The organism is Furfurilactobacillus sp. W61-4, assembly GCF_057545565.1.
Map to the genome: position 1 here is coordinate 460,912 of NZ_BAAJNZ010000001.1, position 22,352 is coordinate 483,263.

The 22,352-nt window shown below is 44.5% G+C and carries 19 protein-coding genes; 5 read left to right on the plus strand and 14 right to left on the minus strand.

What is annotated here, in order from left to right:
• Positions 1–60 precede the first annotated feature (60 nt).
• Positions 61–783 carry a Bax inhibitor-1/YccA family protein gene (locus AC27FN_RS02275; protein ID WP_487166406.1) on the minus strand — a complete coding sequence of 241 codons (723 nt, stop codon included), beginning with the start codon at positions 781–783 and terminating at the stop codon, positions 61–63.
• Between the two features lie 235 nt (positions 784–1,018).
• Between AC27FN_RS02275 and AC27FN_RS02280 the strand changes: the two genes are divergently transcribed.
• Positions 1,019–2,215, plus strand: coding sequence for a multidrug effflux MFS transporter (locus AC27FN_RS02280; protein ID WP_487166407.1), 1,197 nt, complete (start codon positions 1,019–1,021; stop codon positions 2,213–2,215).
• A gap of 227 nt (positions 2,216–2,442) precedes the next feature.
• Here AC27FN_RS02280 and murC read toward each other — a convergent pair whose 3' ends face one another.
• From murC to ytpR, 3 genes are all read right to left on the minus strand, one after another.
• A complete protein-coding gene (gene murC, locus AC27FN_RS02285; RefSeq protein ID WP_487166585.1) occupies positions 2,443–3,777 on the minus strand; it encodes a UDP-N-acetylmuramate--L-alanine ligase in 1,335 nt (444 codons plus the stop codon).
• A 96-nt stretch (positions 3,778–3,873) separates the two neighbouring features.
• Positions 3,874–6,096 carry a DNA translocase FtsK gene (locus AC27FN_RS02290; protein WP_487166408.1) on the minus strand — a complete coding sequence of 741 codons (2,223 nt, stop codon included), beginning with the start codon at positions 6,094–6,096 and terminating at the stop codon, positions 3,874–3,876.
• A gap of 136 nt (positions 6,097–6,232) precedes the next feature.
• Positions 6,233–6,871 (minus strand): YtpR family tRNA-binding protein, encoded by a 639-nt coding sequence (gene ytpR, locus AC27FN_RS02295; protein WP_487166409.1) that lies wholly within the window; start codon positions 6,869–6,871, stop codon positions 6,233–6,235.
• Between the two features lie 180 nt (positions 6,872–7,051).
• On the opposite strand from ytpR, the gene AC27FN_RS02300 reads away from it, so the two are divergent.
• Positions 7,052–7,393, plus strand: a complete 342-nt coding sequence (locus AC27FN_RS02300) for a hypothetical protein (RefSeq protein WP_487166410.1) — start codon at positions 7,052–7,054, stop codon at positions 7,391–7,393.
• 50 nt (positions 7,394–7,443) lie between these two features.
• On the opposite strand, the gene AC27FN_RS02305 is transcribed toward AC27FN_RS02300, so the two are convergent.
• From AC27FN_RS02305 to AC27FN_RS02325, 5 genes are all read right to left on the minus strand, one after another.
• Positions 7,444–8,391 carry an alpha/beta hydrolase gene (locus AC27FN_RS02305; RefSeq protein WP_487166411.1) on the minus strand — a complete coding sequence of 316 codons (948 nt, stop codon included), beginning with the start codon at positions 8,389–8,391 and terminating at the stop codon, positions 7,444–7,446.
• On the minus strand, positions 8,381–9,727 hold the full coding sequence (locus AC27FN_RS02310; RefSeq protein ID WP_487166412.1) for a hypothetical protein: 1,347 nt from the start codon (positions 9,725–9,727) through the stop codon (positions 8,381–8,383). Before AC27FN_RS02310 ends, AC27FN_RS02305 begins: the two co-directional genes overlap by 11 nt.
• 368 nt (positions 9,728–10,095) lie before the next feature.
• Complete coding sequence (trmB, locus tag AC27FN_RS02315) at positions 10,096–10,761, minus strand: tRNA (guanosine(46)-N7)-methyltransferase TrmB (RefSeq protein WP_487166413.1); 666 nt, start codon at positions 10,759–10,761, stop codon at positions 10,096–10,098.
• A 19-nt stretch (positions 10,762–10,780) separates the two neighbouring features.
• The gene (locus AC27FN_RS02320) at positions 10,781–12,001 is read right to left on the minus strand and encodes an ABC transporter permease (RefSeq protein ID WP_487166414.1); all 1,221 of its coding nucleotides are present in this window, start codon (positions 11,999–12,001) and stop codon (positions 10,781–10,783) included.
• A complete protein-coding gene (locus tag AC27FN_RS02325; RefSeq protein WP_487166415.1) occupies positions 11,994–12,731 on the minus strand; it encodes an ABC transporter ATP-binding protein in 738 nt (245 codons plus the stop codon). Before AC27FN_RS02325 ends, AC27FN_RS02320 begins: the two co-directional genes overlap by 8 nt.
• Before the next feature lie 128 nt (positions 12,732–12,859).
• On the opposite strand from AC27FN_RS02325, the gene AC27FN_RS02330 reads away from it, so the two are divergent.
• From AC27FN_RS02330 to AC27FN_RS02340, 3 genes are all read left to right on the plus strand, one after another.
• Complete coding sequence (locus AC27FN_RS02330; RefSeq protein ID WP_487166416.1) at positions 12,860–13,294, plus strand: HIT family protein; 435 nt, start codon at positions 12,860–12,862, stop codon at positions 13,292–13,294.
• Between the two features lie 2 nt (positions 13,295–13,296).
• Positions 13,297–13,554, plus strand: coding sequence for a hypothetical protein (locus AC27FN_RS02335; protein WP_487166417.1), 258 nt, complete (start codon positions 13,297–13,299; stop codon positions 13,552–13,554).
• A 154-nt stretch (positions 13,555–13,708) separates the two neighbouring features.
• A complete protein-coding gene (locus AC27FN_RS02340) occupies positions 13,709–14,620 on the plus strand; it encodes a peptidylprolyl isomerase (RefSeq protein ID WP_487166418.1) in 912 nt (303 codons plus the stop codon).
• Between the two features lie 98 nt (positions 14,621–14,718).
• On the opposite strand, the gene AC27FN_RS02345 is transcribed toward AC27FN_RS02340, so the two are convergent.
• From AC27FN_RS02345 to AC27FN_RS02365, 5 genes are all read right to left on the minus strand, one after another.
• Positions 14,719–15,678, minus strand: coding sequence for a 3'-5' exoribonuclease YhaM family protein (locus AC27FN_RS02345; RefSeq protein ID WP_487166419.1), 960 nt, complete (start codon positions 15,676–15,678; stop codon positions 14,719–14,721).
• Between the two features lie 18 nt (positions 15,679–15,696).
• Positions 15,697–18,216, minus strand: coding sequence for an ATP-binding protein (locus tag AC27FN_RS02350; RefSeq protein WP_487166420.1), 2,520 nt, complete (start codon positions 18,214–18,216; stop codon positions 15,697–15,699).
• A gap of 34 nt (positions 18,217–18,250) precedes the next feature.
• The gene (locus tag AC27FN_RS02355; protein WP_487166421.1) at positions 18,251–19,480 is read right to left on the minus strand and encodes a metallophosphoesterase family protein; all 1,230 of its coding nucleotides are present in this window, start codon (positions 19,478–19,480) and stop codon (positions 18,251–18,253) included.
• Between the two features lie 150 nt (positions 19,481–19,630).
• Positions 19,631–19,975: a YlbF family regulator gene (locus tag AC27FN_RS02360; protein ID WP_487166422.1), complete on the minus strand. Its 345-nt coding sequence runs from the start codon at positions 19,973–19,975 to the stop codon at positions 19,631–19,633.
• 133 nt (positions 19,976–20,108) lie between these two features.
• A complete protein-coding gene (locus AC27FN_RS02365) occupies positions 20,109–22,259 on the minus strand; it encodes a PBP1A family penicillin-binding protein (RefSeq protein WP_487166423.1) in 2,151 nt (716 codons plus the stop codon).
• Positions 22,260–22,352 lie beyond the last annotated feature (93 nt).

Below are 22,352 nucleotides of genomic sequence, written 5' to 3' on the forward strand. Positions count from 1 at the left end.
TTCAACAAAAAAGCGAGGATCAATTGATCCTCGCCGAAACATCTAAATTCAACAGATGAGCTAGTTTCGATTACCGCCACTGAAACCAAAAATTTGAAGGACATAGATGAAAATATTGATGAAGTCTAGATATAACTGGAAGGCACCTTGAATTGCCAAGCCCCCCAGTGCCACCTGATTACCATATTGTTCATAAATTCGTCGCATCCGTTGTGTATCCCAGGCCGTCAAGACGACAAAGATCCCAACAATCACAAAGCTAAAGACGTAACTAATCACTGACGAATGAAGGAACATATTAATTAAACTGACTACGATCACACCGAATAGCGCAAAGATCATTTGCGTGCCAATTCGACTCAAGTCACGATGTGTCGTCATGCCGTAAACTGCCATGCCACCGAAAATTGCTGCGGAAGCAAAGAAGGCGGAGAAAATTGTAGCGCTCGTGTAAGCCAAGAAGATCGTGGATAGCATCAGGCCATTAATCGCCGCAAAGCCAAGTAACATCACCAAGCCAGCACTAGCACTTCGTCTTGCTTGGAATGAACTACCAATGACTAACCCAAATTCAGCGATGATGAGGACCCACATAAACCAAGAATTAGCCGCTAGAAAACTAAAATATTGTTTCTGGTACACCACCCCGGCCAGAATCGCGACCACAGCAGAAACTAAGACTGCCAAACCCATATAGCCGAAGACGCGACTCATAAACGCGCTTAAACCAGAAGCTTGGACATTCACCTCACGACGAGGTTGTTGATATTCATTATTGTTCACAACTGATCCCTCATTTCTCTCAAAACATTTCATTAGTCTGACAAATGTTGACTAACCTTATTTACAGAGTATTCTAACAGAATTCAGTTAACAAGCAAGTCTTTTGCCGTTAGAAAAAAATTCTTTAGATAAGTTACAGCATTAGTCGATTGCTTAAGTCGTCTAGTTTTTTTTCGCAAACTCGACTAAAATAAGCCAGATATCGATAAATTAAATTCAAGATTGCGAGGTAATTATGATTCAATCTGACATCCCACAAAAAGCAAATTCACATCCTAGCCTTTTTTTGACCATCTTGCTAGGGACGCTGTCAGCTTTTGGACCGTTGTCATTAGACATGTATCTACCTGCTCTGCCAGATATTCAGTTGAGCTTACATACTTCTGCCACAGCCGTTCAGGCCAGTATCAGTGCCTGTTTGATTGGAATGGCGATTGGCCAGCTTTTTATTGGCCCATGGAGCGATCGGGTCGGTCGCCGGCAACCCTTGATGGTCGGATTAGTCGTCTTCACATTATCTTCGCTCGCGTTAATTTTCATCCACAACATCGGTTTATTTCTGATCGTCCGTGTTATTCAAGGTCTTGCTGGCTCAGCCGGTCAAGTCCTGTCACGCGCGATTGCCCGTGATTTATTTGATGGTGTGAAACTAACTCGCTTTTACGCGACGTTAATGACAATTAATGGGGTGTTTCCTGTTATTGCCCCAATCCTAGGTGCCGCCCTTGTCAGCTTGTTCCCATGGCAATCGGTGTTTGTTACCTTGACGATTATCGGTGTCATTTTGTTGGTAGCAAGTCTGTTTGGTTTACCGGAAACGGGCCAAGTCACTCCTAACCATCTTGAACCATTGAACTTCAGGGCCGTGTTTAAAAACCGCCGTTTTATGTTGAATGCAAGCTTATTGGCCTTAGTTAACGGGGCATTATTCACCTACATTGCCGCCTCGTCATTCATCTTTCAAAAGGATTTTCACTTAAGCACAACTTCATTCAGTCTCATTTACGCCTTTAATGGACTGGGCATTGCTTTAGGTGCTCAGCTCATGGGTCGGCTGACCGGTCGAACTTCTGATCGTAATTTAACTCGTTGGGGCTTTTTGATTCCGATCGCCAGCAGTGGTTTGATGCTGTTGAACGCGCTCACGGTCAATAACTTCTGGCTCTTTACAATTGCGCTTTGGATCGTGGTTGTCTCCATCGGTTTCAATAATGGCATCACAACTGCGATTGCCATGGCTAGCACTTCCACTAATATCGGGACCGCATCAGCCGTTTTAGGCACCTTTTCGGAATTAGTCGGTGGTCTGGCCTCCCCAATTGTCGGATTATTCGGTTCAACTAGTTCAATTCCAATGATCAGTTTGATCATCATTTTTGAAATTATCGGGCTGATTTTACTCGGTCTAACGTCTGCGACCACCACTAATTAAATTCGCAATCGACAAAATGGGAGCTGTGACATAACTCCGTTTTGCCAACGAGTACCAACGAAAATAGCGCTGTTTCCCGAACTTTGGGAAGCGGCGCTATTTATGTTGGACGGAATTGGCAGGCCTTTGGCACGCGTTATGGGGCAACGTTCGTCTCACATACTTATGTCACAACTCGCCATTTTGTGCTGAGCAAGTGAATTGTCTCAGTTTGTCGACGTTTGTATTTAACCGTTCGTTAAACTGGAGTTGCTTAACAGCGTTTCATATTCACGTTCATATTTTTGAACATCACCGGCGCCCATGAAGATGACGACCGCATCATGATAATCCAATAGCGGCGACAGATTTTCTAAGGTTAACACATCACCGCCTTTGACAATTTTCGCACCTAAATCGGCACTAGAAACCGTCCCGGTCTTTTCACGAGCAGAGCCAAAGATATTCGTCAAATAGACTTTGTCAGCCAAATTCAAGCTTTTAGCAAAATCATCCATCAACGCAATTGTCCTCGTAAACGTATGGGGCTGGAATACGGCAATCAGCTGCTTATCCGGATATTTTTGACGGGCAGCATCAATCGTTGCCTTAATTTCGGACGGATGATGCGCATAATCATCAATAATGGTCATATCTGCCACTGAACGTTCTGCAAACCGACGTTTAACCCCCTTGAATGAAAGGAGTTCTTGCCGCAAATCGTTCATATCAACTTTTTCAAAATGGGCCACCGCAATCACGGCTAGGCTATTAAGCACATTGTGTTCACCATACAAAGGAATTTCAAAGTTACCGATCAATTCATCATGTAAGTAAACGTCGAAATTCGATTCCTTCGTCGTTCGTTTAACATTACGTGCCTGTACGTCGTCTCGGTCGTTCGTCCCATAATAGTAGATTGGCACATTGGCCTTCAACTGCCGCAGATGTTCATCGTCACCCCAAGCAAAGATAGCCTTACCCACTTGACTAGCAAACGTCTGAAAGGCATCGGCGACGTCGTCAATCCCGGTATAATAATCCGGATGATCGAAGTCAATATTAGTCATAATCGCATAATCTGGATGATACGCTAAAAAGTGGCGTCGATACTCATCTGCCTCAAACACAAAGAAGCGAGAATTTGGCGTACCTTTACCGGTACCATCACCAATTAAGTAACTCGTTGGCGCAATGCCGCTTAACACATGAGCAAGTAGCCCGGTCGTACTCGTCTTACCATGAGCGCCGGCAACACCAATGCTCGTGTAGCCGCGCATCAATTGACCAAGAAACTCATGGTAACGAATGACTGGTAATCCCAATTCTTTAGCCCGGAGAATTTCTGGATGAGTATCTGGAAAGGCATTTCCGGCGATCACCGTTAGTCCTTCATGTAGGTTAGCTGGATCAAAAGCGTAAATTTTAATTCCCGCTTGTTCTAATGGCCGCTGTGTAAACGTGTACTGGTCAATATCAGACCCTTCAACACGATCACCACGATCATGCAAAATTAGGGCCAAGGATGCCATTCCCGATCCCTTAATCCCAACAAAATAATAAGTTGTATCAGTGTTCTCCATCATAAATGGACTCCTTCGTTAAAACACGTATCACCAAAATGGTTAATTATAATGTATCAATATTTCAATTAAACAGCCAGTTGATGCAGGTTTTTTTTACGATTCTTCATGATCGACCGTAGTGGCTAATTGTTCAGCCGTGAAAAAGACTTCCCGTGGTTTTGAACCTTGCTGAGCCGAAACATAACCATGGCTTTCCAATTGATCAACTAGGTTAGCGGCTCGATTGTAGCCAATTGAAAAGACGCGCTGTAGCTTCGATGTTGACACATTTTTTTCTTCAGCGATATAAGCCAATACCTGCGGCCACAATTCATCTTGGTCTTCAGCCGCGATTTCTGTGGCTAACAGTTGTTTAGGCTCAAACGCGTAGTGTGGCGCCATTTGTTCTCGGACAAAATCTGTCACTGGATCAATTTCAGCGTCAACGAATGTCCCCTGTAACCGAATCGGTTGACTCTTGCCATTGCCCAGATAGAGCATGTCACCGCGTCCTAATAATCGCTCAGCGCCGGCCGTGTCTAAAATCGTCCGTGAATCAATTTGACTAGCAACCATGAACGCTAAACGGGTCGGAATATTATTCTTAATCGTTCCCGTTACCACATCGACTGATGGTCGTTGTGTGGCGACCAGCAAATGAATCCCAGCCGCTCGTGCCTTTTGCGTAATTCTAGCAATGTAGTCCTGTACTTCAGAAGCGGCAACCATCATCAGATCAGCTAATTCGTCAATGATCACTAGAATATAAGGCATTTGCGCCGCTTCATCACCTGCTTGTTTGGCTTTATCATTGTATTGCTCAATATTACGAGCACCTGCAGCAGCTAGCCGTTGATAGCGTTCGTCCATTTCATTGACAGTCCACTTTAGGGCAGCGGCAGCGGCTTGAGGTTCGGAAACAACCGGTGCCAATAGGTGGGGAATGCCATTATACGGTGCCATTTCAACCGCTTTGGGATCGATCAAAATCAGCTTAACCTCTTGAGGTGTTGCCTTATACAAAATCGACATCAATAGGCTATTAATGAACACTGATTTTCCGGAACCAGTCGCCCCGGCGATCAATCCATGAGGCATTTTGCGCAAATCAGTTACTTGTGGTCGACCAAATAAATCAACTCCCAAGGCGACCGTCAACGGTGAGGTACTCTTTTGAAATGCCTCTGAGCGTAACACTTCTGACAGCATGACCGGCCGTGATTTTAGATCCGGAATTTCAATCCCAACTGTACTCTGCCCAGGAATTGGCGCTTCAATCCGAATATCCTTAGCGGCTAGCGCCAGTTTTAAATCATCTTGTAAATTAGTAATTTTATTAACTCGAACGCCAGGTCCTAAGCTAACTTGAAACTGAGTGACAGTTGGTCCAACCGTGAAATCGACCACTTCCCCATCGATATTAAAAGCGGCTAACGTTTGATTTAAGACATCAATTTGGTGGTCTAACCACGCATCCAACTTGGCCTCATCTCGTTGAACCGGCGGCTTTAACAGATCTAGACTTGGAAAATGATAAGTCAACAATTCCCGATCGTCGTCCGTTGAATAACTACGTCCAGTTTGTTGGATCGTTTCGGTTGGGACGGGTACTGAGGTCGCTTCAGAAATAACTTCGGCGGTGGCCTCACTTGCGACATCGGCATCAGCCCGATCATGATTAAACAGTGCTAAGGCTTTTTGCCCATTTTGTTCCTCATCAAAAATAGCCGCTAATCCATGACCTAAAACGCCTTGATTATGGTCGACAGCTGTTTGTTTCGTACTTGTCGTCGTTGAACTGCGATCGGCCTTTTGATGTACCTGATCTTTCGGCGACTTGGCCGGGATTGCGTTGCTTGTCAGCTGACTAGTTTCCGAGTTGGGAAGCTCTGACTGTTGCATTGGCAATTGTGAAGCAGCGGTTGCGGGCGCGATTGATTCAGAATGAGACCAATCATCATCACCCCAAATACTGGCAACTGGTTTATTGGTGGCAGAAAAGGCCACCGAGGTTTGATTAAATAGCTTAGGAGCCGCCGAAACGTAGCCAGATGCATCAACCACGGCGGCGCTGGCTACCGCGCTAGCTGGTGTATGCCATTTTCGATGTGGATTAATCGTCTGCGCAATGGCGCGCGCTTGTTGAGCCGCATAAAGACTAGCAGTTGATCGATCAATCTCAATCTCTGCGCTACCGTATCGCACCGCTTGGCTACTTGCTGGCTGTTCAGATTTTGTCGTTGGCGAGCCGATTAAGCGATTCGTGCGTTGCTGTCGTCGCCGCTCCAATTCTTCAGGATGTTGCCGAAAAAAAGTAGGCCCATCGTAATGTCTCATTCACGTCACCTAAATCAAATATTTTAATTCATTAGTAGTTAATTAAATCTTGTTTCACGAAAAAAGGAGGCCTGCGCCTCCCCACAGGTTAAGCTTTGGTAGCTTAACTCATCTCTACTCTTAATTGCGAACCCGTTTAACTGAAAAGCTTGTTGCCTTGTTCAAAGGAAAACGGTGTCCCCACGGGAGCAAAATCCGGTGATAGAATCAACGCGCCTTTTTTTTGCGGAGCGTTCATCAAGTGGAGCTCCCGACCACTGGTAATCATACCATCGGAAGGAACCCCTCGCAATTCACCAGGCCAAATAATCTGACCACTCGGCATCAACGCGCCGACTTTTGCGACCACGACAAAAATATGTTCACGCATATTCGGCGAGCCACTGACAATTTGTAAAATTTGGTCATGGTCGACACGTGTCTGCGTCACCAGTAAATGATCCGAGTCTGGGTGCGGCTCAGTCTTTTCAACATACCCGACGACAAACTTAGGCGTCGTGTCTAAGATTAGTTCTGGCTTAAATCCCGCTTCGCTTAAGGCAGCATTTAAATGCGCAACTTGTGTCTGACTCAGTTCAAGCGCGCCGTTACCACTAATTTCCGGATCAATTTTTTGAACTTGCAGAAAATTGTAACCCAGCGTCTGATCAGTTAAGGGATCATAAACACGGGCAATCTGATTAGCCACATCGACCCGTTGCTGATCATGATCAGGTGCCAAAATCGCCACCAGCACGCCTGGCATCGACGTCTGGTTCATGCTAGTGATTAACATGTTCTACCTCCTGTAATTGTCATTGTTTAAGTGTATCGCCTGCGACTTAACGGGTCAACCATCGTTAGCAAGGCTTTCACAGTTGTACGAGTACTTTGGCTCCTTGACGAATTTTAATCTCCGCCAAAAAAGTGTACACTAGACTAAATTTATTGGATGAAAATTTTGAGGAGGCCTATTTTGAGCACCTATCAGCCCATCGAAAAAATTCTATTTTTTGCCAGTTTAGGCATTGCCACCGGCGTCTCGATCGGCGCGGCGATTCAGAAAGCTCATTTAAAGCGACCTGAACGTATTTTAACGGACGTTAAGACATCTTTCCGTAAATCAGGTCCTTTGAGTGGCGCTTGGATTGAGCATCACCCGTTGACTCGTAAAATCGACAGCACCTCCTCTGTTGAAGTATACAGTGGTGGCATCATTCAACAAGTTGCCGATTCCACGGTTATTTACGCTTTTTTAGCAGACAGTCGGACTGGCAAAGTTGTTGATGTTTGGAAAATTGCACCCGCGATTAATTAATTAAATTAGGATCGTCAACCCCGCCGTGACTTAGCGGGGTTTTTATCATGTTATTTAGTGGTACTTGAGCTTGTCGAACTAGGATTGTTGCGGTTCCCTTTTTGATTAATCGTACTATTTCGAGCCCGCTGTCGATCTCGCGTTTGAAACTGTAATAAGTTCTGCGACATTAACGAAACGATCTGCTTGTTTTGCGGCAAATCAGAATGTTCGGCATCACTACCAGTAACTGTCAACTCGGTGAAGTGTGCCACTTGATCTTGGTACACATATTTACCGGCATACACACTTTGAACAGGCACAATCCCATCATTCGTATAGTTTTCCGTCCCAGCAATCAGATACACATTCAGTGATTTCGGCAATTTATTTCGGTTATCCACCATGTTAGTTAGCATTGGGACGCGGCGATTCTGGTCCTTACCCTCTAGGTTAAATGGCGATCCGAGCATCATCAGCTCATGCATGCGATATTTTGATTGGTTAAAATAATTTTCTAAAAATAACGTATAGATCAACCCACCATTTGAGTGACCAAATCCGGAAAAGTTGTTGAAATTGTAGGTCTTGGCCAAATAGTTGAAGGCAATATTGAACCAACGGGCCTGTTTTTGGATATTAGCATAGCCATCGTGATTGTTTTCAAATGCCACGACAAAAAATGGCGCATTGTCACCTGCCCGAACCGTCCCAGAGACTTGCAAACGATCATCGGTTTTGACCGTGACCTTGACCACACTATGCTGAATTGGCGTTCGGCCACCGGTAGTATTAGCTGGTAATCCTTGACCCAAGTTGATTGTTTTAAATAAATCATCGAAGCGATTTTGACCGGCAGAAGAACCGGGAATAAAGATCACCGGTGACATTCTTGACTGACGAATTGTTCGCGGTTTGGTCACCGAGTGTTTAACCCAAGGAACCGTTAACGCACCAACCGCAATGACAAAAATACAGAAAATCCCCACCACGAACCATCGTTTTAACTTATTGGGCATTAGTGGACCTCACTTTCTGCGTCCGGTGATGCTCCCGTTCGATCAGCAAAATTTGTAATCGGTTAGTATTTCTGACAAACGGGATAAATAATAATACATCGATCAAAAATAACCCGATGCTAACGGCTAATGAGGCCCAATCACCACCCGTTCCTGCAAACCCTTGCAGGATGCCAGGCGTCGTCCACGGAATTCGATACACGGCTGGGGGTAATAATCGCAGCTTAATTAAACAAGCACCGATTGCCATGTTAAAGGCTGGCACAAGAACCATTGGTACCAAATACAGCGCGTTTAAAATCATGGGCAAGCCAACTAAGCCGATACCAGACATATTCGAGAAGGTTGGCAATAAACCACGGTAAGCGACTCGCCGTTCTCGATGAACCCCACCGACCATAATAATAGCGATCATCAGCGCGGCCATGCCCCCAACACCACTAATATTTCCATAAATATCGTACAGCGTGTGCAGCGTGATCGGAAAAGGCGCACCAAAGGATGTGTGATGAGCCAGTGCAAATTGATAATTTGCCCCGGCATACGTCGTGAAGCTAGCTAAGCGCGGTTGAGCAATCGGACTCGCTAACCCAATAAACATGAGTAGGTTACTAATGATGGCTGACAGAATCACGGGAATGACCCGCGTGGTCGCTCGGCCGACAGTAATCGACGCAATCCCTTCGTTTAATAAGCCCAGTGGACCGCGAACGGTCAGCAGACTAATTAACCAACTGACGATCACAAATAATAGAACGGTCAAACCCAATGGAAAAATCATCCGTTGTGACCGCGAAAAAATGCGATCATCCTCAGTAACCGATTGATAACTATGAAATTTTTGTGTAAATGGAATTCTAAAAATTAAGCCGACTATAACGCCAGTCACAAAGGCTAAAAACAAACCACGCAGGCCAAAATTATCGAATAAAAATAAATTATCGGAACTGTGAAAATCATAATTCAAGATTAAATAAGCAGTAACACTGGCCAAACCGGTCGTCATTTTATCTTGATGGTAATAGTCAGCGTAATAATAAGCGATTAAAAAAGCAGCACACAAACTAATCACGACATTTAACATAATCACTAAATCAGATAGCGAGTCGCCAGCCATGATTAACCATTTACCAGCCACCTGAAAATGAAAGACTTGGTAGTAATAGCCATCTGGATTAAACCAAGCTTCGGTTAACCAGCTGAGCCAAACATCCAGTAATACAAACGGAAATAGGATGGTTAACGCATCACGTGCCACCTTTGTTAAGGGTCGCTGACGCAGTGATATTGCTATTTCAGCACTTTTGGCGTGAAAAAAAGTCCATAATCGTTTCATTTAAACCACCCACCAAATCATTGTCGGCATGATTGGACTCACTTCACCACAGCAGTCACACTTCATGTTTTTAATAAAGTTCACTAATCATTCAATGTTGTCACTTTTTATACTGCTTGTCACCACTGATTGCAACAGTCTGTCGATTTCTATCGACTATTTCTATACCAAATCAAAAAACGCGAAGCATAAGACCTCAAGTCACGGGCATTACAAGCGAACTGCTCTTGTAAGCCAATATCACTTGACTTATGTTTCACGTACTGTTGTTGCGCTATGGCAACCCAAATTCAATTTTACTTTTGCTCAAGCACTGAAAAACCACTAAACCATTTGAAATCATGGCTATCTATCTGGCAATCGCCTACTTAATTTTCATTTTTCGGGAATTGCGCGACTAGTCGGTAAATGGGTTGTCCCTTGGCCGCAAATTTTTGTTCATACTCAGTTTCAATGTTCTCCAATTCACCTTGACTGGCCGCTACATCGGCATGTAAATCAAGGGACAATTCTGTTAGGTTCAAACCAAAGTTCGTCATGCTCATGATTGAATACTCAAACAAATGGCGATTGTCCGTTTTAAACTGCAGTTGACCCCCGGCCCCCAACACCTGAGCATAACTTTGTAAAAACGTTTTATACGTTAAGCGCCGCTTTTCGTGGCGGGTCTTTGGCCATGGATCGGAAAAATTAAGATACAGTTGGGCCACTTCCTGGGGTTCAAAGAATTGGTTAACACCTTGACCATCCGCCAATACCCATTGCAAATTGGGCAATTTAGCTGGCAACGATTGCTTGAGTGCTGCAGCCAATACCGATTTTTGTAATTCAATCCCAACAAAATTAAGTTCTGGATGCGCAACGGCCATTCCAATCAAAAATTGTCCTTTTCCGGTACCAATTTCAACATGTAACGGTTGTACAGATTTAAAACGTGCTTGCCATTGGCCCCGATGATGCTCCGGATTTAAAACGATCGCTTGCGGATTTTCGGCGATTAAATCGTCCGCCCAAGGTTTATTTCTGACTCGCATACATTCTCCTCATCTTTATCTACATTTTTTTCAATCTAAACTGGCTGTACCAACCGATGAACAAGCCAACTTCAAGAACCATCGTGCCCGTGTCAATCAGCAGACGGATCCATGACCAATTAGCCAGTACATCTGTGATCACAAATACGCACCCGACGATTGTTAATACTACAGTCAAAACCCTTTGGAACGCCTGTAGCTGCCGTGACTTAGTAATTGGATACAGGTGGGTAAAGACATTACGCTCATATTGACGATAGAATGGTAATAATTGAAAACCAATCAAGTAAACGAGCAAAACCATGACCAATAAGCTGGCCCACTGTTGATGAATAAAAATCAATGCCAACAAACCGATCACTGTCAGTCGCGTGATTAGGCCAAACGTATCACTGTCGCGGCCTAAACCACGGGTAAATAAATATAAATATGGATCTGCTCGACGCCGATTAACCCAACGCCACAGTGGATCGAGATAGCGTCGACGGCGAATTTTAGCGGCAACTTGCGGTACATCGGTGAACAAATTAAAGAAGCGATATAAGCCCATCATGCGACCTGCTTCATCACGAACTAACGTCGTCCATGCCAACTGACCACGCTGCCACTGCTGGGTGCGCCTAAAAGTCACCATGCCAAACCCGATAATACTAAGCATGAGCCCAATGACAGGATGAATCCATAACCCACTGGCAAAGATTACCAATGGCAATAACCAATTGACAAGCTGCAGGTTAAGCGGCGTTAAGCGGGTCTGCTGAACGGTTTGATTCAAGGCAAGATTCATCCATGCCGCTTTCGTTATCAAGGCTGTTAAGATAACAATCGCAGCTGCTGGTAAGGATAGTCGATCGGCCTGCCCCATAAATGGCAACAAAACGACACCAACCGCAACCTGAATTAAACTACCCATGAGCAGACTATAATTGCGTGCCGAACGCAGGTAATTATGTAAAACAGCTTCGGCTGGCATTAAAAACGCAATGTCTGCTGGCTCAATCAGTGTTGCCAGTCGCCCAACCTGAATGGCTAACGTTAAGATAACGACCGTCACTAACGGTCCCCACCACACACCACCAGCCAACTGTTTTAATTCATTTTGATAGGCAAATCCAAGCGCACCAAAGAAAAAAAACAGTGCAATCACAAAGTGGTCCGTAAAGACGAGCCGTAAATATTTCAATATTTGTCCGGCATGCCGGGATAAGCGTGTCGAAAATAGGTTCGTTAAATCATTCATTTCGTTCACCATCAGCCAGTGAAAGATAGATATCATCTAAAGAATTACCAGCTTGAGGAAAGGCCGCTTGTAATTGAGCGAGGGTTCCAGCGACTTTGATTTGCCCTTGGTGGAGCAAAATGAACCGATCACAATATTTTTCAGCATTGGCCAGGACATGTGTCGACATCAAAATTGCTGCCCCATTCTTTTTGGCTGCTTCGATTAACGTCAATAAGTCATGAACGGCCACCGGATCCAAGCCAAGAAAGGGTTCATCAATGATGTAGACCTTGGCATTGGTCATAAAGGCGTTAACAATCATCACCTTTTGTTTCATCCCTTTGGAAAAATTAGCTGGAAACCAATCTAACTTATTATCTAAGCGAAACATTTTCAGTAAACGATGGGCACGCTGCCACGTTACTTCTTGTTCTAATCCATAGGCCATCATCGTTAATGATAATGTTTCTGACAACGTCAGTTCGTCATACAAGACTGGCAATTCTGGAATATAGGCGATCTGTTGCTTGTACTGGATTGGATCTTCACTTAGTGTCGTCCCACCAACAACAACTCGGCCATTTTGCGGCGTCAATAAGCCAATAATGTGATTAATGGTGGTTGACTTGCCGGCGCCATTTAGCCCGATCAAGCCGACTACTTCACCGTCGTTGACTTGAAAACTGACGTCCTTTAACACGGGCACCTGCGAATACCCGCCCACTAGATGATCCACTTCAATACCCATGTGCTGCCTCCACTGTCTAGAATAATGGTACGATTATAGCATAATCTTCCTACTGTAAGCTGACAGGTTGTTGTTGGCGGACTGGGTGTGTGTATAATGGAGGAAATTCATAAAGCGAGGCGTGTGTAATGCTAGATGACAACTGTATTTTTTGTAAAATAATCAAAGATGAAATTCCCAGCTATACAGTCTATGAAGACGATGAGGTTAAAGCTTTCCTTGATATCTCACAGGGCACTCCCGGACATACTTTAGTCATTCCTAAAACCCATGTCCCTGATATTTTTGCTTACGACGAAGACCTAGCTCAGCGAGTCTTTGCTAGAATTCCCAAAATTGCCCGGGCAGTGCGTGATTCTAACCCTGCTATTATTGCGATGAACATTGTCAACAACAATGGCGAAGTCGCCTACCAGTCAGTGTTCCACTCCCATTTTCACTTAGTCCCTCGATATAGCGATCACGATGATTTCAAAATGATTTTTAAAGACAACAGCAGTCAATATGATGACGCCGCTTATCAACAGATTCAACAACATATTATCGACCATTTGGAGGCGTAATTATGTTTAAAAAAATCTTTGCGCCTATTCGCGAGCTAATTCAAAGCTTTCAGACGTTCGCCCAAGCTTTGACAAACTTACGCCGCAGCGCTGCTAATTTATCCGCCACCGCTGACAAAGCCCAAAGCACAATCGACGATATCCAACGATCCGTGGACCGTTTTCAATTTAAAATAGACAGTCGCACTGAAGCACTTCAAAAAAATATCGACCAGCTCAATCACGATCTGGACGAATTGAACCACCGAATTTCAAAGTAAGCCAAAAAACTGGCTTAAAAATGACTTAAGTCAAAACAAATTTTCCTTTAAGAGGAGCCAAGTTGGCTCAACTGCTCACGATTTATGGTAGGATGTTTCTTGGATGCGATTTACTTGTGACAAATAATTTGGAAAATGGATGTGAAAATAGTTTATGAAAAAATGGTTACTGATTCCGGCTGCATTATTAATGGCCCTCACGCTGGCAGCTTGTGGTAATAAAACAGTTGCGACAACTAGTGGTGGTAAGATCACCCAAGACCAATACTACTCAAGTATGAAGACCACTAGCCAAGGTAAGCAAGTGCTTCAACAAATGATTATTAAAAAAGTGTTGGAGAAAAAATATGGCGACAAGGTCTCTGATAAAAAAGTCACCAAGCAGTTCAATACCGTTAAAAAACAGTATGGATCAAGTTTTAGTAGCATGCTTCAACAACAAGGGATGACCACTTCTGATTTAAAGGACACCTTGCGGATGAACTTATTGCTGAAAGAAGCGGTTAAAAACGACGTCAAGATTACGAATGCTGACTTAAAGAAGCAATTTAAAGACTGGGAACCTAAAGTTTCCACAGCAGTCATTGTCACTTCTTCCAAAGCTAAAGCTCAATCTGCCATTGACGACTTAAACAATGGCACTAGTTTTGCCGATGCGGCTAAAAAATACTCCACTGACTCGTCAACTAAAAACAAGGGTGGTAAAGTGCCAACCTTTGATAACGCTACAACTTCGGTTGATGATTCCATCAAAAAAGCTGCTTTCAAGCTAAATAACGGTGAATACACGAAGGAACCGGTCACAGACACGAATTCTTCTACTGGTGAAAAGAGCTACTACGTCATCAAAATGCTCAACAAACCAGCTAAGGGTAAGTGGACCGACCATAAACAGGATCTAAAAGAACAAATTTGGGATCAAGATATGGATACCTCAAATGGCGGGACGGTTCTTCAATCAGTCATTGCTAAAGAATTAAAGAATGGTAATGTCTCGATCAAAGACAAGGACTTGAAAGACGTTCTGTCACAATACACCTCGACTTCTACCTCTTCGGCTAACTAGCTGATCGATAATAAAACAAAATAAATAACTAAACAAACACGCGCGCCTTGCTAGTCTGACTAGTAAAGCGCGCGTGTTTGTTTAGTTACGGATGGCAGTTAGTTTTGCTCCCCAGATTCGGGCCGATAAAACGACCGACCATCTAAACCAAAAATTCGTTCAGAAAATTCACCAGGCGCTGTTTGTTCAACAGCACTACTCATCATTTGAATGGAAGCATCCATTTCATCCAAATCATGTAAAACCTCTGCCTCTAGGACGCGGGGGCGAACCGGTGACCCATATTCTAGTAACCCGTGATGCGCCAAAATCATGTGACGAAGTAACAACATTTCTTCTGACTCAGGGTCAAAATGTAATTCTGCACAAACACTAACAATCTCCTCATCCACTAATACGATATGGCCGATTAAATTTCCGGCCAATGTGTAAGAAGTTGCAATTGGTCCTGATAATTCCACAGTCTTGCCTAAATCATGCAACAAAGCCCCGGCATAGAGAAGCGAGCGATTGATATTGGGATGTAAATCTGCGACTGTTTTAGCTAACCGAACAATTGAAATCGTGTGAAACGCCAATCCACCGGCAAATGCATGGTGATTCTTTTTTGCCGCAGGAAATTGATAAAAACGCTCTGCGTGACGCTGCAAAACAGCTCGAACCACCCGATTCCACTCCGGATTCGTAATCTCAAAAATGATTTGCGAAATTTCTTCTTCCATTTCAGCCGTCGTCATTGGCCCGTGAGCGACGAATTGGGCAGGATCATTGGGTTCGCCATCGTTGGCAAGCCGCAAGTTTAGAACTTTTATTTGGGGATTGCCCTGATAAAGTTCCTTTTTACCACGAACAAGCACAACTTTACCGGCAATAAAGGCCTTAATATCTTGTTCACTGGCATCCCACAAATTACCGGCCAATTCACCAGAGGAATCCGCAAATGTCAGATGAATAAACCGTTTACCATTTTTCGCGGTTCGCACATCTGCTCCTTTTAATAACAAAAACAAATCAAAAGGTTCATCGACTTTAAAATCCATCAACTGTGTTTCTGTCATAATCATTACTCCTTCAATCTAGGTTGCTGACTCATCACTGGATAATCGAATGACTTGGCCGGTTTTGAAGCTTTGAACCATGCTCAAATCAGCCGTAAAATACAAAACTTGATTTGATTGAGCCAGCCGCTCAAGTAATTGAGCTGTCGCCTGACGTCGAGGTTGATCAAAATCAACAAACGCATCATCGATCATTAGTGGCAATCTCAAATGATCATTCATGATTGCCGCAAAAGCCAATCTGATGGCCAGATACAATTGTTCAACAGTGCCCCGCGATAATTCAAATAACTCAAATTCCTGACCATTACGATCGAGCACCGTGAGCTGCTGTCGGCTCAACTTAATTTCAGTATAGTGCTTCAAGGTCAGGTCAGCAAAGTACTGCTTAGCTTGCACCACAATTTGTGGTAATCGATCAGCTGAGGCCTGTGTCAATGTTTGGTCAATCCATTGCATGGCAAGCCGATTAACTAACCAATTTTCAGCTAACGAAACGACTACGTTACGCTGGTTAGCAACTTGTTGTTGTAATATTGGCACTTGTTGATCACGCCCCATTTGCTCAAATTGAGCACGTGAGTCGGCAACCTGCTGTTGCTGTTCTGCTATGTCGGTGCGGGTACTTGCCAATGCCTGATTTGTTTGCGTTAATTGCTGATCAATCATGGCTTGTGAGTCATAAGCGGCTAACTGTTGCTGTAATGCTGGTGTCAATTGATTTTCAATCGCATCGACTTGCGCGACTGTTTGAAGATCGCTTAGTTGTGTCTGATAGACCTGTTTTAAAGTTGCTACATCAGGTACTTGGAGTCGTTTTAATAATGTCGCCAGCGACTGCTCAGCGCGAGTCTGTTTCGCCTGGATATCTGCCAGCTGTGTGACAGCCTGTTCGCGCTGCCGCGTAACTGCCTCCTCGTTAACGGCCTGCGTCGCCAACCGCTGATATGCGCGTCGAGCGGTTGCTAATGCTTCACTAGCACTCAGTGGTCGTAATGCCAGCCACTTATTCGCGAAGTCATACTCACCAAAAAAATGCGTAATTTGCTTGTTGAATTGTTGGATCGCTTCAGTCAGCTCATGTCCTTGTGAAGACAACGAAAGCCAACGAGTTAAATCACGTTGCACCTCCAACCACTGTGTCAAAGGCAAGTGATCAAAGCCATGTTGCTGACCAATCCGATTAATATCATCCTTTTGTAAACTACGGTCACGGCTGGCCCCTTGCGGTCGTTTCCAGCCATAGATGACTAAGGCGATTCCCATCAGTATCAATAGCCAGCGAAAACCACCACTGATCAGCAGGCTGACCAAAAAAAGCCCAATCCCAGTTGCTAACCACGGCCATGCTCCTACCAACCAGCTATCAGCGGTGCCATTTGCGGCTAGTGAGGACGATGAGGCCAATTGTTGCTGAATCGTTGTCTGTTCTGACTCAGAAAAAGGCGTCATTTTATGGTCACTAAAATGATTTCGTTGATCAAGCGCTTGTTGTTCGGCTTCGATATTTTGCAGCTGCTGACGTTTGGCATGCCGCTCATTAATCCACGCATTGACCTGATCAAACTTTGCCGCTTGTTGATCAAATTCTGAGCGATGAGTCATAAAAAACGCGAGTTCTTCCGTGGGTTCCTTTGAATCAGCCTGGATCGATTCAACCTGTTGCGCCGCTGCACCAGCGAGTTGCTGCTGGTTAGCATAGAGGCTGAGTGCTTCCGTATAATCTCGCTCGTCAATCTGCAAACTTTTGGTCGTTGCCCGCTCTTGTAATTGTTGATATTGTGCGTAATTCGGCCATAGCCGTTGCGCAGTCTGTAAACGCCCCTGAGCCGCTTGTAACTTCTTTTGGCGCTCAGTCAGTTCAGATAAATGCTGTTCTGCTGTACTAATCGTACTTTGTAACTCAATGAAGGCTGGATATTTAGCAGTCGCCGTCGTCAATTCTTGTTGCAGTTGATGATAATGCTGTAAAGCTTGATTTAAAGCCGGTTTTCGCCCGCGGGGTTTATAGATTTCGTCACTTTGTTTAGCCAGTTGGTCAATCACATTCAACCAATGCTGACTGCCAACAGCGCCAACCCGTTGAATCATTGACGTTAGGGTAGATTCACTCGTTGCCGTTAACTGACGCAAATCCTCCAAGTCAAACATCAAAGTCTGTTGAACAAAGGCCTGATCGACGGAACTCAACAAGCGGTTTAATTCTTCAGGCGGCACCGATTGACCTAGTGTGAGATTGGTGACCACTATATCCCCACCGTTTTTCCCAGCGGTTCGTTGAATTTTATAAGTTATGGTTGGACTCGTATCGGTTGCCACAATCAAAAAGCCGCCATACCCAGCACCACTTTTGGGTAAATACTGCTCGGCGGGTCGTTTGCCACTGGCGAAGCCAAATAGTACCCCCAAAATAAAGTGCTGCAGCGTCGTTTTTCCCGCCTCGTTGAGGCCATAAATGACCTGCAGCGACTCTTCGAACGTAAAATCTTGATTTTGCCACTTGCCAAAGCCATCAATATGCGCCTGTTTAAGTCGCATCGCTTCCCCTCCCTTGGTGAATTAAGTCTATTGCTTAATCTGTATGTTCACTAGTATGTTCAATCGTCTGCTTCGCAGCGGCTTGTAATGTTGGTGACATCTGCGATAACGCCCCAGCAATTTCTGGTTCGCTGAAAAGCTGCCCCGCTATCTGCGCTAGGTTTTCATCAGTAAAGACCTGTTTAGCCGCGAGCTGCCAGAACGTTTGATCCAGTTCTTGCCCCACATTGGTCGCCGTCGAAGCAAAAATTGGCTCAAGACGAACAACCACATTCAATCCTGATGGATCTCCGTGCAACTGACTTTGTGCTTGAATCAACGTTAATAGGCTGCCATTCATCAGACGTTCTGCCGTATCCGCCGCTAGCCGGTCCGCTTTCGCAATGGTCACCCCAATCAGTCGAAACTGAACGTGATCAGCTGGTTGGTCCAACGCTGCAAGCTGCTCAAAGATCGCCGCCGTTAACGCCGTTGTACTCATTTGTGCCTGAGCCGTTACAGATACCCGATGCCATTCAATCGGGGCCACAGGTCGAAAAATTGGCGTTAGACCCGCTTGATCCACGTTCACGAGATAATAACCCTTAGCATCAGTTTCTTTAATTTGACGCCCCTGAAGATTTCCTGGATAAATAATCCAAGGACGGTCCTCATGCAAAATTTGCCGCTGATGGATATGACCGAGGGCCCAATAATCATACTGTTTAGTTAATAACTCACTCACCGTAAAGGGCGCATATGTTGCGTGTGTTTGATCGCCCGCTAATGATCCATGAAGCATGCCGATGGCTAGGTCGACATTACTTTCGCGTTTGGGAAAATCCGGAACAACATCATTTACAACAGCCCGGTTCGCATAAGAAAAGCCACTAATTTGGATCCGGACCTGAGATTTGGTCACTAGTGTTTTTGCAGTCACTGTTGGTCCAAATAGATGAACATTCGGGGGTAATGCCAATGATTGTTGATTGCCTGCCAAAAAATCATGATTACCATAACTTAAATAAACAGGAATAGCCGCCGCTTGTAAGCGCAGCATCTGCTTCAAAAAGAAAGCCTGCGCCGAAATAGACCGCTCCGCACGATCATAAATATCACCCGTGATGAGCATAAATTCGATATCTTCCGCAATTGCATCGTCAACTAGTCGCGTTAAGGCAACCATTGGCGATTGGTAAATCGTCTGCCATAACGACTCAGGCAACTGCGATAAGCCTAAGAAAGGACTATCTAAATGCAAGTCCGCCGTATGAATAAACTTCAAAGTCGCTCCCACTCCTTCTGGTAAAATAAGCGCCGCTTAAATTCATTTCGCATTAACACTCATTCAGCTGCCAACTGAAACCGCCCAATATCAAAAAAACAGCCCAGTGCTACGGAAAATCCGCAATCACCAGACTGTCTAACGTCTCAATTAGTCTCGGTAAAGATCTTGAATCGGCTTCGTGATGACATTATTTAAGTCGTTCAGTAGGTTATTAACGGCCTCTTCTTTTTGCATCAACGTCTTAACTTCTTCAAAATTGCCAACACTGCTTGCTAAGTCACGGGCCTGATTCATTTCATCTTCCGTCAAATCCTGACCTTGCATTTGCTTTTGTTGGAGATTCATCTGCATCGTTTGAAACTTTTTAAATGTTTCAAACGCCGTCTGATTTTGCTTCATCGTCTCATAAGCATCACTCAGCGCTTTAAATTCTGCACTTTCTTGTAAGGCAGTCGCCATTTGTTTAGCATCCGCTAAAATATCTGTCGCCATGTTTTTCTCCTCTTGCGGTTGTCATTTAGCACAAGCTCTATGATTAACCACGTGTTTTAAAGTTCTTGTTCAGTTTAACATGCCAATCGAACTGGCAAAAGCCCGTCAAACGAAGTATTTACGTTAATCACGATTATTGACCAAAGCGACTCGTAAATTGATTCCAAAGGTCCTTCCCTTTCTGGATCAACGAATCGGCGCCATCACCAATCGACTTACCAACCTTATTCGCGCCATCTTGAATATCATTCCAGATATTACCAGAGGCGGTATTATTTTCAGTTGCGGCCAAAGTATTAGCATCCTTGACCGTAAACGGTGTCTGCTTCGTATTTGGCAAAATATCAGTCATTTCGGCCCGGAATAGCCGGGCAACGGAATAGCCATCTGGAACATCTAAGTGATTTCCCTTATTGGTTTGATCGAACCCTTCCCAGTTGACCATCACGATATCTGGTGTATACCCATCAACCCACATATCAGTCGTACCGGCCGTATCATCGACCCCGTCAGCTTCGGTCGTCCCGGTCTTACCAGCGACTTGATAGTTAGCCGGTTTGGCGTAAACACCTGTACCATGAGAAAACGTGCCAAGCATCATACTCGTCATTTCGTTGGCCACATTTGTGCTGATGATCCGCTTAGGCTTTTTATAATCATTATCAACAATCACTTTTCCAGAGGCATCCACAATTTTCGTAATAAAATGGGCTTGCGTTAGTTTGCCGCCGTTAGCAAACGGTGTAAAGGCTTGCGCCATTGTCAACGGCGAAACCCCCTTCTTAATTCCGCCTAGCGCCATCGCCAAATTATCATCTGATGTGTCAAGATTTAACCCAAATCGTTGCACTGAATCAAATCCTTTTTGCAAACCAATCTTGTTGAGTAACCAAACGGCTGGTGCGTTATAACTATTCTGCAACGCCTGATACATCGGGACTTCACCACGATAAGTATCCCCATAATTGCTAGGCGAATAGTGATTAGCGCCATAGGCTTGCTTTTTATCCTGTAATTCTGAATCATAATAATAGCCATTTTGGATCGCCGGCGTATAAACGGCAAACGGCTTGATTGTGGACCCTGGCTGGCGTTGTGATTGCGTCGCCCGGTTAAAACCACGAAAGACATGCTCACCTCGGCCGCCGACAACAGCTGTCACTCCGCCATTACTGGGATCCATCGCGACACTGGCAGCTTGCACCATTGTACCGTCGGCCATATTAGCGGGAAAGTTAGCTGGATTCTTAAAAAGCGTCTGCATCACTGTCTGCTGTGTTTGATCTAAGGTCGTATAAATCTTGTAGCCGTGATTCATAATATCCGCTTCGGTTAACCCATACTTGGCAATTGCTTCATCAATCACTGCATCAAAAAAGTATGGATAACGATATGAGCTATCAGGCGCGTAATTATCCGTCGTCGTTAATGGTGTTCGTTGATAATCAGCCGCCTGAGCACTCGTGATTTTTTTGTTTTCCGCCATTAAATCCAAAACCACGTTCCGCCGTTGCTTAGCTGCTTTCGGCTGATCAACCGGATTGTAGCCACTTGGTGAAGTTAGCATACCGGCTAAGACGGCGGACTCTGGCACCGTTAATTGTGTCGCATGTTTACCGAAGTAACGTTCTGAGGCATCCTCAACGCCCCACACACCGTGTCCAAAATAAGCGTTATTCAGATACATCGCCAAAATATCTTGTTTCGAATAGACATTCTCGACTTCGATGGATAAAAAGATTTCTTTTGCTTTTCGCGTTAACGTTTGTTCTTGAGATAAATAGGCATTTTTAACAAGTTGTTGCGTTAACGTTGAACCACCACCACTAATATAATCGCGATGTAAAAGTTTATTACGAACCAGCAAGAACGCTGCTCGAGCTAATCCTTTTACAGAATAGCCATGTTCATGATAGAAATTTCGATCTTCGGTTGAAAGCACCGCATTTTGAATGTTTGGTGAGATTTTATTCAATGATACATAGGTGCCTTTTTGTGAATAGAGTTCACCAGCTTTCTTGTCGTTGCGATCATAGATCACAGTCGGCTGTGAGAGCGTTGCCTTCAGATTTTTAACATTCGCCGTCTTCGCTTCAAACGTTAAGTAAGCGCTCAATAGAAAAACGAGCGATAAGATTATGACAATGAACCATCGTGTAAGCTGAAATCGATGCCAAAATTGCCGAATGTGTCGCCAGATCGTCAGCCAAACGCGAGTCAGCCACTGAACAATGGCCGATTCGTACCAAGCACGTTTAGAATCTGGATGCTGATTTCGATTCATAGACTTGAACCTTTCTGTCTAAAAGTTATTCAATGTATCGTACCACATCCTGAGTCGGCAACGACTGCAGGCCCATGGGTTTAAAACATTTTT